Annotated in this window: 12 protein-coding genes; 2 read left to right on the top strand and 10 right to left on the bottom strand. The window is 61.1% G+C overall.

Annotated elements, in window-relative coordinates:
• Window positions 1–2 precede the first annotated feature (2 nt).
• Both hisH and VGR99_RS11005 read right to left on the bottom strand, forming a co-directional pair.
• A complete protein-coding gene (gene hisH, locus VGR99_RS11010) occupies window positions 3–617 on the bottom strand; it encodes an imidazole glycerol phosphate synthase subunit HisH (protein ID WP_326898366.1) in 615 nt (204 codons plus the stop codon).
• Window positions 614–1,495, bottom strand: coding sequence for an N-acetyl sugar amidotransferase (locus tag VGR99_RS11005; protein ID WP_326898365.1), 882 nt, complete (start codon window positions 1,493–1,495; stop codon window positions 614–616). The genes hisH and VGR99_RS11005 overlap by 4 nt, the downstream gene beginning before the upstream one ends.
• Window positions 1,496–2,542: 1,047 nt before the next feature.
• Between VGR99_RS11005 and VGR99_RS11000 the strand changes: the two genes are divergently transcribed.
• Both VGR99_RS11000 and VGR99_RS10995 read left to right on the top strand, forming a co-directional pair.
• The gene (locus tag VGR99_RS11000; protein WP_326898364.1) at window positions 2,543–3,871 is read left to right on the top strand and encodes an oligosaccharide flippase family protein; all 1,329 of its coding nucleotides are present in this window, start codon (window positions 2,543–2,545) and stop codon (window positions 3,869–3,871) included.
• 43 nt (window positions 3,872–3,914) lie between these two features.
• Window positions 3,915–4,787 (top strand): sulfotransferase, encoded by an 873-nt coding sequence (locus tag VGR99_RS10995; RefSeq protein WP_326898363.1) that lies wholly within the window; start codon window positions 3,915–3,917, stop codon window positions 4,785–4,787.
• A 68-nt stretch (window positions 4,788–4,855) separates the two neighbouring features.
• Here VGR99_RS10995 and VGR99_RS10990 read toward each other — a convergent pair whose 3' ends face one another.
• The 8 genes from VGR99_RS10990 to VGR99_RS10955 all read right to left on the bottom strand — a co-directional run bounded on the left by VGR99_RS10990 (window position 4,856) and on the right by VGR99_RS10955 (window position 12,528).
• Window positions 4,856–5,734: a glycosyltransferase family 2 protein gene (locus VGR99_RS10990; protein WP_326898362.1), complete on the bottom strand. Its 879-nt coding sequence runs from the start codon at window positions 5,732–5,734 to the stop codon at window positions 4,856–4,858.
• A gap of 49 nt (window positions 5,735–5,783) precedes the next feature.
• Window positions 5,784–6,794: a glycosyltransferase family 2 protein gene (locus VGR99_RS10985; protein ID WP_326898361.1), complete on the bottom strand. Its 1,011-nt coding sequence runs from the start codon at window positions 6,792–6,794 to the stop codon at window positions 5,784–5,786.
• An 84-nt stretch (window positions 6,795–6,878) separates the two neighbouring features.
• A complete protein-coding gene (locus VGR99_RS10980) occupies window positions 6,879–7,706 on the bottom strand; it encodes an NAD-dependent epimerase/dehydratase family protein (RefSeq protein WP_326898360.1) in 828 nt (275 codons plus the stop codon).
• A gap of 42 nt (window positions 7,707–7,748) precedes the next feature.
• Window positions 7,749–8,975, bottom strand: a complete 1,227-nt coding sequence (locus tag VGR99_RS10975; protein WP_326898359.1) for a class I SAM-dependent methyltransferase — start codon at window positions 8,973–8,975, stop codon at window positions 7,749–7,751.
• Window positions 8,972–9,532, bottom strand: coding sequence for a dTDP-4-dehydrorhamnose 3,5-epimerase (rfbC, locus tag VGR99_RS10970; RefSeq protein WP_326898358.1), 561 nt, complete (start codon window positions 9,530–9,532; stop codon window positions 8,972–8,974). The genes VGR99_RS10975 and rfbC overlap by 4 nt, the downstream gene beginning before the upstream one ends.
• Entirely contained in the window at window positions 9,529–10,614 is a 1,086-nt protein-coding gene (rfbG, locus tag VGR99_RS10965; RefSeq protein ID WP_326898357.1) for a CDP-glucose 4,6-dehydratase, read from the bottom strand. Before rfbG ends, rfbC begins: the two co-directional genes overlap by 4 nt.
• On the bottom strand, window positions 10,615–11,385 hold the full coding sequence (rfbF, locus tag VGR99_RS10960) for a glucose-1-phosphate cytidylyltransferase (protein WP_326898356.1): 771 nt from the start codon (window positions 11,383–11,385) through the stop codon (window positions 10,615–10,617).
• Window positions 11,386–11,559: 174 nt separating this feature from the next.
• The gene (locus tag VGR99_RS10955; RefSeq protein ID WP_326898355.1) at window positions 11,560–12,528 is read right to left on the bottom strand and encodes a hypothetical protein; all 969 of its coding nucleotides are present in this window, start codon (window positions 12,526–12,528) and stop codon (window positions 11,560–11,562) included.
• Window positions 12,529–12,541 lie beyond the last annotated feature (13 nt).

The raw sequence follows: 12,541 nt of genomic DNA, 5'->3' as shown, positions 1-12,541 counted from the left end.
GATCAAAGCTCGGCGAAGTTCTTGAGGAGCCGCATGCCGTAATTGTGGCTCTTCTCGGGATGGAACTGGACGCCGTAGATGTTGTTCGAGCCCACGGCACAATTGAAGGCCATGCCGTATTCGGACGTGGCCAGGACGTTGTCGTTGGAGGCGCAATCGAAATAGTAGGAATGCAGGAAATAGAAGCGGGAGTCCTGCTCGAGACCTTCGAACAGCCGCACGCCGTTCTTCGGCACCACGTCGTTCCAGCCCATGTGCGGCAGGCGCGCCGGACGCGGCAGCCGGCTTTCGTCGAAACGCCGCACCCGCCCCTCGATCCAGCCGAGTCCGGCGAGCTTTCCTTCGTCGCTCGAACCGGCAAGAATCTGCATGCCGACGCAGACGCCGAGCACAGGGACCTTCCGGTTCATCACGAGATCGTCGACCACCTCGCGCATGCCCGAGGCGTCGAGCAACTCGATGGCGTGGTCGAAGGCGCCGACCCCCGGCAGGATCAGTTTGGTCGCACCATCAAGATCGGTGGCGCCGGTCGCGATCTTCGCCGGGACGTTCATCCGCTTGTAGAGATTGGCGAAGGCCTGAACGTTGCCGAGCCCGTAATTGATGATGGTGATCATCGGAATATCCGGTTGTCCAATCCGAGCACGTTCGAGATCTTGGCACCGAGGGTGATCATGAACAGGTTGTTCTTGTAGTCGTGGAACGACTTGTTCGGGCCGTCGAAGATTTCCTGGAACTCGGCGACGGTCCAGCCGAGCTTGGTCGCCACGTACTCGAATTCGTGGCGCAGCGTCTCCTCGTCGAGCTCAGGCTTTTCGAGGCGCTTGAGCGCTTCGTCGCGCGTCATCTGACCGGTCAGGATCTCGCTCGAGAAATAGGCGCGGCGCTTATCATAGCCGAACTTCCGCGGGGTCCAATAGGCCTCGTAGAAGCGGGTGAAGCGCGACTCGTAGTGCTTCTGCGGATAGGGCTGCCAGCCGAATTTCTCGGTCAGTTCGCGGATCGCGTCCTTCTTGATGAAGGGAACGCTGTCCAGCAGCTTGATGACCCGCATGCCCTTCACCAGGCGATAATACAGCCGGTACTTCAGGATATCGCAGGTCGGAAACGTCTTGAGCTGGCGCGTGCCGAACTTCTTGTGGATGTCGTGCACGTGCACCATGTCGGTCGAGAAATAGGTCCACTCGATCGATTCGCGCACGCACTCGGTCGAGTTGTTGCCGCCCGTGATGACGTATTTGAAGCCGTTCTTGGCGGCGAAATTGTACATCGCCGAGAACAGCGCCAGATCCTGCGGCTGGTCCTGGAAGGCGACCTGGGACAGGAAGAAGGCGCGCTGCAGGTCCTTCATCTCCTCCCAATTGACCACTTCGGTCACGAGGTCGAGGTTCAGGCCTTCAATGATCTTCTGGATATTGCTGACGCCGAGATCGGAGTTCCAACCGGTGTCGCAATGAAACATCAGAGGCCGCAGGCCGAACTTTTCCTTGGCCACGTAGGTGACATAGGAGCTGTCGAGGCCGCCACTGATGCCCGATGATGCAGTCGTGGTCGCGGCCCTTGCCCTCTTCCTTGATCTTCTCGATGAGCGGCATGATCTCCTGGGTGCCACGCTCATTCGGATGCCAGTTCGGCTTGATATTCTCATGAAAGTTGCAGCAGTACTGGCACCAGCCACGTCCGTCGAACTGGAGCGTCGAGTCGCTGGTGTCCATGACGCAGTTTGCGCAGATCTGGTAGGGCCTCGGGCTCATTTTCACGGACACGCTTTCAAAGCCAACGCCCTGGACGACAACGCGGATTGGACCTTGGTTGGGATGGGGCACGGGACCCGTTTAATCGGTCTCGCGTAGCAGATAAACACCTATTGACACAAAGTCGCGCCCTATTTTTTCTCCGGAAGCCCGGGACTTGGCGGTCAGACTTGGCCAGCGCGGCCCCTCGGCGGTCGAGCCGCTCGGCCCCCCGCGAGAACCTGTGGAATGACACGGGTGTCGAAAGCAGCAACCGATGGAACAGTGTCACCGCCACGCCCAAAAGTGACAAAAGCGAGTAGAAGTCGCTCGCCCAGATGCAGGGTGAGCAAAACGACGTTCTTGAAAATCCTGCGCCTCGCCGGGCCCAAGCCTGCTCCAATAACGATAAACATTAGATCAAGCCAAATCCTGGCGGCGCGAAAAACCATATCCCGCTGGATTCAGGCTACTTTTCTCGATTACAGCCTAGACGCGTAAAAATGCGCAGGAAAGGGCGCGACCCCCTTGGCCCACCCCAACTCCCACTTTGGCGGCTCTACCCGATCCGTCTCAATATGGTCAACAAGCATCTGCCAGTGAGCATCGACCTTGGCCCTGACCGCCCATTGCGCCGCAGGCAGCCCGAGTGCCCTTTCGAGCCCAGACCGCCCTGCGATCGTGCCAAAGCTGGTCCCCGAAACGGGGGTTGCGCCGCGCCCCGACCGCTGGCAACCAGTGGATGATAAGCCCATTGTTGGCCGAGCAAAGTCCGGCTATCGAACCCGTTTTTGACACATGCTCCAAAGATGAACGCGCGCCCCCCGTCGACCCGCTTCCTTAAGTATGCGAACCGCTACTCGATCGGAGCCGTTCTCGCTCTTTCGATGCAGATCGCCGGCGCCGCGCTGTCGTTGCTGGTAAGCTTCCTGCTCGCGAAGCTGGTTGGGGCTTCGGATCTCGGCCTGTATTTTCTCTGCGTGACAAGCATCGAGATTTTTTCGACGGTATCGCGGCTAGGGCTGGAAAATGCGGCGCTGAAGTTCATCTCGATCGCGCACAACTCCGCCGAGCCCGCGACTGTTGCGACAGTATATCGCAGATGCGTGGGAATCGCGGCTTCATCGGCGACCGTCATGATCCTGCCGGCCTGGTTGATCCTGAGTTACGCGCCGATCGGAACGAGCCAGCATGACGAATTTGTCGCGCTCCTGCCCGTTTTGATGGTGGCCCTGATCCCGGTCACGATGCTGGCGGTACAAACCGAGTCCTTCAAAGCCATCGGACGACCCGGGACTGCCGTTTTTACCCAGACCGTGCTTCCACAGTCGATCATTCTACTGCTGTCGCTGTTCCTTGCCTGGAACGGCATCGCAACGATTCACTCCATTCTCGCTGCCTATACCTGCGCATTCCTCGCTGCAGTTGTTTTGGCCTTCCTTCGCTGGAGGATGAGTATCGAGAACGTCTGGCAAAAGGCAAAGTTCTCGACTGCGGTCCTGCTGCGCACCAGCCTGCCGATCCTGATCGTCATGAGCCTCAATCTCGTCATGGCCTGGACCGACACGATCGTACTCGGCATGCTGTCCACGACCGACCAGGTTGGCATCTATGGCATAGCGCTTCGCATATCAGCCACCGCCTCATTCGTGCTGATCGCGATCGGCAGCGTCGTCGCGCCACAATTCGCAGCTCTTCATGCCAGCGGCAACCATGCCGAGCTCGACGCCCTCGCCCGCCGGAGCTCGTTCTGGACGCTGGTCATTACGTCCCCCCTGATCCTGATCTTCCTCGCATTTCCTGCACAGATTCTCGGCCTGTTCGGCGAGCAGTTCGTCGGTGGCGCTTGGTCACTCCGGCTGCTTGCTCTCTCCCAATTGATCCACGTTTCGACCGGACAGGTCACATCCCTGTTGATTATGACCGGCCACGAGAAGCTGCTGCGCAACAACATGATGTTCTCGGCAGCACTGAATCTGGTAGGCAATGTCTTGATGGTGCCACTGTTCGGTTCGCTAGGCTCGGCGATGAGCACCGCCTTCGCGGTATCGGTGATGAAGATCATTTCCTGGTGGATCGTCAGGCAAAAACTTCGGATCAACACCGTCGACTATCTGAAACTCTTTTCACCGACGTGACACCGACGGTCGCAGAGGGCAGGCAAAGGCGGCAGAGACACATATGCGCACCCCCGTGATCTTCATCGGAATGCATCGTTCTGGAACCAGCATGCTTGGACGCCTGCTGGAAGAACTCGGCATGTTCTTCGGCACAAGGAAGGACGAGAACAACGAGGCATTGTTCTTCCAGGAACTCAACGATTGGCTGCTGACTCAGTGCGGTGGACGCTGGGACAATCCGGGTCCCTTCAAGGACTTCTTCTGGCATAGCGACGAGGCAGTCAGATGGACCGAGACCTATCTTCGAAACATGCTGGCAAGCCCGCGAGCCATTCAGTTTCTAGGGGCGCGGCGATTGCTGTCGGGTGGGATAGCGAACCTCGACGAGCCTTGGGGCTGGAAGGATCCACGCACCACGTTCACACTCGGAATGTGGCTGAAGCTCTTTCCAGACGCGAAGGTCGTGTCGATCGAGAGAAACGGCGTCGACGTCGCCCAATCGCTGCGCACCCGGGAGATCAAAATCCTCGGGGATGCGCAACAATACTATGAACGCTATCGAGCGCTCTTTTTCGTCCGCCCGCGCCGCGCCGGCTTTGCGAGTTCGCCCCGCTGCCTGTCGCTCGAGAATGCGTTCTCGCTCTGGCAGGAGTACACAGCCGCAGCCGACATTGCGATTGCGGCCCTTCCGCGTGAACGCACGCTGACGCTGCGCTACGAAGAGGTGTTGAGCGATCCCGTCAGGTGGCTCACTGAAGCCGCCGCGTTCTGCGAGTTGAATGCATCCAGCTCCCGGATCGAGGAGGCGGTCAAGAGCATTCGGGCGGACCGCGCTCAGGCCTACGAATCGGATACCGAGCTCAAGAGGTTCGCGGAAGCTCACGCCGAGGCGTTGGCAGCCCGGGGCTACTCCACCTCGACTGCCTCGATCTAGGCGCGATGGGATTGGGATAAATCGTCGTTGCGCTTCGGGTCGTGGTTTGCATCCAGGCAAACCCGCGATCAGGCTGGCCCGGCCCCGGTGCGCCCCATGAGGCCGTCCCTGATGCCGGAGAGGTATGCCTTCAGATAGGCAAGGCGCCCCTCGACGAAGAGCATCAGAATGGCCCGGCTCACCAGCGTCCCCAGCAATTGCTTGAGCGAGTACAAGAACGGAACGTGACGCTTCCGAAAGAGAAGAAAGCAATTCCTGATCTGATAGTAGCAGCGCCGCGGCCCGTGGACCGCGATGCCAAGGGGGCCCACATTGAAATGGCGGCTGCCGATGGTGTGCTTCATGACCACGCTGGGATCCACGTAGATCGGAATCCGCTTTTCCCGGCAGCGGAGGCACCAATCGGTGTCGACAAAATCGATGAAATATTCTTCATCGAACGGCCCCACGCTCTCGACCGCCCGGCGCGTCACAGCCATCCCGGAAGAGATTGATATATCAACGGGATAGCGCGTCACGGCCCCGGATTGATAGACCCCCTTCGACCATCCAAATCGGCCAAGATCCTCGGCCGCCAGGGGCATTCCGGTGGCCTCGTCCACACAAAGCGGCGAGACGACCTCGGCGACCGACGGGTCGAGCGAACTGATCAGCGATGCGGCAAATCCCGCCTCGACCTTCGAGTCCTGATCGAGGAACAGAAGGATTTCAGCCCCCGCCTCGAGCGCGGCTCTCACGCCCACATTCTGGGCATGCGCGATGCCAGAGTTGTAGCCAAGCTGAACCAGTGTGCACCCCTCGGGCATGCGGCTCGGCTCGAATGACGGCTGCTCGGTATTGTCAACGACGATGACAGCGGCGCCCCCGGCAACAAGAGTCCTACACAGCTCGGCCAACCGCGTGACGTCCGGTCGATAGCTCACGATGATGCAGAAGCAGCTTGCCATGGTTCGCGGATCGTCTCGAAGGCGCTTTCCGGCCACTCAGGTCACCAGCTCAAGAGCGAGTCTTGAGGCGGGAATACAGGCTCCAAAGCACCGGTAGCACGGATCGCAGCGGCGACGCATTCAGCGCGGCAATGACGGCAACCTTCGGGGAACGGAAGAGCTTCCCGACCTGATCGGGTGCACTCTTCATCAGTGAGGCGCGGATGCGATCGATCGTGGTGCTATCAATACGCTGGCCCGCCTCCGAGGCCTCGACCAGCGCCATGATCATCGCGTTGCGATGATAGGTCAGCATGAAGTCTGGACCATAGTCTCGATAGATCTCGTGCGCCTCGGCATTGGTCCGGACGAAGCCGCTCAGAAACTCCGTCAGCGAGGCGAGGCCCGAAATGATCAGGCGCCAGAACGAGGGTAGCGACGCCGACTCGCTCCCGGCATGCACCCGTATCGAAAAGTGTTCGCCTGGATCGCATGCCTTGCTTCCGGAGCCGACCAGCGCGAGCCACAACGCGTCATCCGCGAAAGACAACCGTTCGAACGGCGGTATTCCGCCGACGCGATCATAGTCTGCCGATCGCATGACGAAGCCCGTACCAAAGTTGTCGCGATTGAACGTAAAGCGGGCCTTGAGGTATTGAGCTGCAGTCTCGATCTCAGGCACAGGCACGCAGGAACGAACCGTCCTTCCCTGCGAATTGATCAAGCGGCCGCCCGTCTGGTAGAGCGAGCTCTCCGGATGACGCTCGATCAGGTTCTTGATCGTCTCGAGAAAATCCGGATCGAATTTGTCGTCGTGACCGATCAGCGTCATGTACTCGTGCCGTTCGACATGCATGGCGCGGGCCCAGCTATCGACGATCGACAACGACACCGTCGAGGTGCAGATGCGAATGCGCGGATCATTCCTGCTCCTGAGCCATTCGACGGTCGCGTCCGTGCTACAATTGTCGAGCGCGATCAGGTCGAAATGTGGATAGGTCTGCGCAAGGATGCTGTTGACGCACTCCTCGACGTAAGGCCACCCGTTCCGGACAGGCAATATAACGCTAAACCTGATCAAGATTTGCTCCGACCCCTGCCCACACCGCAGGTGGCCATAGCAGATGATCGACTGAGAATGCCAGCCCGATGCCAGCCGATCGACTTACACGGACGCCGGAGCCTCCCCCCAGAATGCCATGGGCTCGTAGTCCGTATAGGGCAGTTCGCCATATCGGGGCCTGATGCTCCAGCCGTTTTGCCTTATTTTGGTTTCGACGAACTCGCGGACCGAAATCGGCTGGCCCGAGCAGACGTTCACCGGTCCACGCTCGGCCGGCGCGAGCGCAAGCGCCACCAGGCGGCGCGCGACCTCCTCGACGGGCAGATAGTCGCGCAGTTGCTCGCCGCCGGACATCGGAAACTCCGCCCGGCCCGCGAGGGCGGCGGCTTTCAGGGACGGCCACAGCGATGTTGCAGGCTGGTCGTCACCATACATGTAGAACAGCCGGGCCCAGGTCAGGCGGAAGGGGCAGTCGGCTTGCAGGGCCTGCAATCGCCGGCGGAGAGTGTCCTTGGCCGCCCCGTAAGGCGTGGTCGGGCGTGTCTCGGCTGCGGCCGCAAGCGCTCCCGACTGCAAGCCATATTCGAGACAGGTGCCGGCAACCACGAGCGTGGATAGGCCATTGCGGACGGCGTTCTCGAGCAGGGCAACGTGGCGGGGCAACTCGGTCTCGACGTGATATTGCGAGCGATAGTTGGGCAAGCCGCCCCAGGCGAGATGCAGCCACACGTCCGCGCGATCGAGCGCCGCAAAACAATCAGCCGGCGGATCGGCAAGATCGAGCGGCAGCCACCGAAGCTTTGCCGTCCCCGATCCCGCCAACGCGCCTCCGGGCCGTCCGCTGGCGACGACTTCGACATCGTGACGGGCAAGCTCGGCCAGCACATGCCGGCCGACAAAGCCTCGTGCGCCGGTAACAGCAACCTTCATCAGACCGTCCACTGCAAGAGGCGTGTCATCGCCACTGCCCGCTCAGACAATATCCAGCGCCGGCACCGCGGTGACGAACCGCGTGTCGGACAACCCGGCGCCTCGCAACTGGTCCATCACCTCGGACTTCAGATTCCACGGCAGGATCACGACGTAGTCGGGCCGCTCGGTGAGCAACCTTGCTTCGTCGACGATCGGAATCCGGCTGCCGGGCATATACCTGTCCTGCTTCGCCGGATTGCGATCGACCACATAAGCGATGAGGTCGCGGCGGACGCCGGCAAAATTCAGCAGCGTGTTGCCCTTGGCTGCCGCGCCATAGGCGGCCACGCGCTTGCCCGCGCGCTTCGCTTCGATCAGGAAGGCGAGCAGGTCATCCTTCACCTTTTCGGCGCGCGATTGGAAACCGCTGTAGCCGGCCGCGGAAGCAAGTCCTGCGGCGGACTCGCGCACCAGGAGCTGCGCGATGCGGCCGGTGACCGCGTGGCTGCCGGATGCCGCGCGTTGTGTGAACACGCGCAAGCTGCCGCCATGGGTCGGCAGCTCCTCGACATCGAACATTGCGAGCCCGTTGTGGCGGAAGATCTTCTCCAACGCCGTCAGCGACAGATAGGAGAAGTGCTCGTGATAGATCGTGTCGAACTGGTTTTCTTCGATCAGCCGCAGCAGATGCGGAAACTCGAAGGTCGCAACGCCGTCTGGCTTGAGCAGATTGGTGAAGCCCGACAGGAAGTCATTGATGTCAGGTACGTGAGCCAGAACGTTGTTGGCGGCCATCAGGTCGGCCTGCCTGCCCGCGGCGGCGAGCCGGGCGCCGACCTCGGCGCCGAAAAACTCCTCCAGCGTCTCGATCCCCTTCTCGCGCGAGGCGCGCGCCGTGGAGGCGGTCGGCTCGATGCCGAGACAGGGGATGCCGCGGCCCTTCACATATTGCAGCAGATAGCCGTCATTGGATGCGATCTCGACCACATGGCTGTCGCGTCCCAGATGGAAACGCTCCACCATGTCGGCAACATATCGCTCGGCATGCTGCAACCAGGTCGTCGAGAAGCTGCTGAAATAGGCATATTCCGCCGAGAACAGCTCGTCGGCCTGCGCGAAATCCAGCGTCTGCACCAGCCAGCACTGCTCGCAGACCATGACCTTGAGCGGATAAGTCTTCTCGGGCGCGAGCAGGCCTGCCGCGGACAGATAGGCGTTCGACGGTGGCGAGCTGCCGAGGTCGATCAGTTCGAGCTTGAGCCTTGCGGCGCAGTGCCGACAATTCATGATGTTATCCCATCAAACGACGGCGGCAGCGGGGGATGGCGACGGTCGCGCTCTGACAACTCCGCCAGCGGCAACGGCCACGCGATGCCGACGCGCGGGTCCTCAACGTGAATCGCGCCCTCGCTCGCCGGAGCATAGGCGCAACTGTGAAAATAGAGCAGCTCGCTGTCCGGCATCAGCGTCTGGAAGCCGTGCGCGAACCCTTCCGGGATCAGCAAGGCGCGGCCGTTGTCCTCGGACAATTCCACACCGTGCCATTTCAGGAATGTCGGCGAGCCCTGGCGCAAATCCACCGCCACGTCGAATACCTTGCCGCGGATGCAGTTGACGAGCTTCATTTCGGCGTGCGGTGGATGCTGAAAATGCAGGCCGCGCACCGCGCCGCGCGTACGTGTCAGCGTCTGATTGATCTGGGCGATGGCCTTGCTCCAGCCGGCCGCAGCCAGCTCCTCGGCGCAGAACAGGCGGCTCAGAAAGCCGCGCGCGTCCGACAGCCGGCCGCGCTCGACGAGCCTCAGGCCTGCAAGCGGCGTGTCGGTGATCGTGAAGCGGCTCATGCGGACGGTCTCCGCGCGGCCATCTCGAAATCCGCAATGTCCTGCAGGCAGAGGGTTCGCGCGTCCTGCCGCTCCTCGCAGCGCCGGTACCAGGTCAACGTCCGTTCGACCGATTGTCCAAGCTGCCAGCGCGGCGCAATGCCGAGCGTGTGCCGGGCCTTCGCCGTCTCCAGGGCAAGCCAGCCAGCCTCATGAGGCCCTTCCTGGCCCCCTCCCCACGTCACCTCGCCCTTGCCGTAGGTATGCCGCGCAAGTTCCACGACGGTGCGGACGCTGGCCGCTTCGGACGTATCAGGGCCGAAATTATAGGCACCCGCGAGGTCCGGGCGCAGCCAAAGGCGCTCGGCCAGCCGTAGATATCCCGCCAGCGGCTCGAGCACATGCTGCCAGGGCCGGAACGCATCCGGCCGCCGCACGATCAGGGACTGGTTCGAGCTCCAGGCACGCACCGCATCGGGGATCAGGCGGTCGTCGGACCAATCGCCGCCACCGATCACGTTGCCGGCGCGGGCCGAGGCCAGCGCCACGCCGGCGTTGGCAAGATAGGAATCGCGATAGCTGGCGATCACGATCTCGGCGGCAGCCTTGCTGGCACTGTACGGATCGTGCCCGCCCAGCGCATCCGTCTCCCGATAGGGATAGACGTCCTCGATGTTGCGGTAGACCTTGTCTGTGGTGATGGCGACCACCACGCGCACGGACGTCGTTGCCCGAACGGCTTCCAGCAGGTTCGCGGTGCCCTGTACGTTGGTTGCGAACGTCTGCAACGGCTCGCGATAGCTCGTCCGTACCAGCGCCTGTGCCGCGAGGTGCAACGCCACTTCGGGCTTGGCAGCCTGAACGCACTCCGCGAGCAGTTCGGCGTCACGGATGTCGATCGAATGACCTTCGATCAGTTCATCGATACCGGCGAGTGCAGCAAGACTCGGCGTCGTGGACGGCGGCAGGCTGACGCCGACCACGCGCGCACCGAGCCGGTGCAGCCAGAGCGCGAGCCATGCCCCCTTGAAGCCGGTGTGTCCCGTCAGCAGGACACGCCGGCCCGTCCAGAATGAAGGATCGGGATTGATCTGCCCGGTCATCTACCAGATCTTCCACGGCGCCTTGCCGCTCGCCCACAGTTCTTCCAGCAGGTTCTTTTCGCGGAGCGTGTCCATCGGTTGCCAGAAGCCATGATGCGGATAGGCCATCAACTCGCCGCGCGCGGCGAGCTCGGTCAAAGGCTGGTTCTCCCAGGACACCTGGTCGTCCGCAATGAGATCGATGCAGGCGGGCGACAGCACGAAGAAGCCGCCATTGATCACGGCGCCGTCGCCGCGGGGCTTTTCGGCAAATGCCGTTACCTGGTCTCCCGACCGCTGCAGCGCACCGTATCGTCCAGGCGGAGTTACAGCGGTAATCGTCGCGAGCTTGCCGTGGCGGTGATGGAAGTCGATCGAACCACGGATATCGACGTCGCTGAGACCATCGCCATAGGTAAAGCAAAACGCCTTTTCGTCCCTCAGATGGTCGGCGACGCGCTTCAACCGGCCCCCGGTCATGGTGTCCTCGCCGGTGTCAATCAGCGTGACGCGCCAAGGCTCGGCTTTGCGCTGATGAACCTCCATCTGGTTCTGCGTCATATCGAACGTGACGTCGGACATATGAAGGAAGTAGTTCGCAAAATACTCCTTGATCACGTAGCCCTTGTAGCCGCAGCAGATCACGAAATCATTCACGCCATGCGCGGAATACAGCTTCAGGATGTGCCACAAGATCGGCCGGCCGCCAATCTCGACCATCGGTTTCGGTTTGACGGAAGTCTCCTCGGAAATTCTGGTTCCAAGGCCGCCTGCTAGAATAACGGCTTTCACAAGTGGTATCCGGTGCTTCTACTATCGGGGTGGTAGTGGTTCAAATCGACGCGGATTGTCAATACCGGAGCATTAATCGATTGTTCTCGTCAATGCACGCGGCCCGCAAGGTACCTTTTGGGCTACGGCCGGCCTCAATCTGCCAGCGGGTGTGCGGCTGCCCGGACGCCTTGATTAACTAAATCTGGGCGGCGGGGGCCTGTCATTGTCCCAGTTCCAGGGATGAACCCAACTGAGCTTCTCCAGATATTGGCGATGGGCAGGGCTCGCCTCGCTGAAGTTCGCTGTGCGGTTGTCCGCAACGACAAGATTTTCCTGCTCGCCCACCCGGAATGTGGAAGACAGCTTCCATTCCGGTATTCGATATACCCTGCCCTGCCGATCGATGACAACGGGCTGTAAGCCCTGTGTCAGGATTTGCTTCGTCATCGAACGGCGGCCGCTTTCGAATCCGTAAGTATCGGATTTCGATGTGAAGCTTGGCAGGTCCAGCGCGAGGAAGCGAGCCCGATCCATCATGAACGCATTCGTTCGAAGATGGGGGTTGGGAAACCGTCCAAAGCGATAATACCTGACCACGTAATCGAATGGAGCGGAGAGATACGATCTGGCGGCACTTCCCCTCGCCGCGCGAGCGTTGCCGCCGTCAAGCGACACGTGCTCGACGGATTGATGAAGTTGAGCCGGCAGGCCCAGCATCCTTCGCACCAGGAAGACCATCGTCGCCTCCGGGCCGGCGGTGTTTGCCGCCCAGGAGCCCGTCGCACCGACGACACCGACTTCGGGGCGGTCCAAGGCCCGATCGAAATGCTCTAACCAGTTGTCAGCCCGGATCTGGCTGAACGTATTGAGGAACAAGAGGCGGCGGTTGGGCGCGAGCTTCGCCGCTTTCACGTACGAGCCGACGTCAAATCCATGATCGTCGACCTCCAGGGCGTTTATGGGAACACCTGCAAACAGGCTCTGGGCCTGCACCAGACTTTCCCGATCCGGAAACCCCTTGAAGACCACGATAAGGTCGTGATCTCGGCCAGCGGGATGACCGAGATAGCTCTCGAGGAAACGATGAACCGGTCGCTCTCCCTCGGCAAAGCGACAAAGATAGATGATCCCGATATCCCGCACGCCCGTTCCTGTATCCATCGATACGGCACCC

Source organism: Bradyrhizobium sp., assembly GCF_035935975.1.
GTDB lineage: Bacteria > Pseudomonadota > Alphaproteobacteria > Rhizobiales > Xanthobacteraceae > Bradyrhizobium.
The sequence above is the reverse complement of the archived record's forward strand: the minus strand, read 5'-3'. Positions and strand labels throughout refer to the sequence as shown.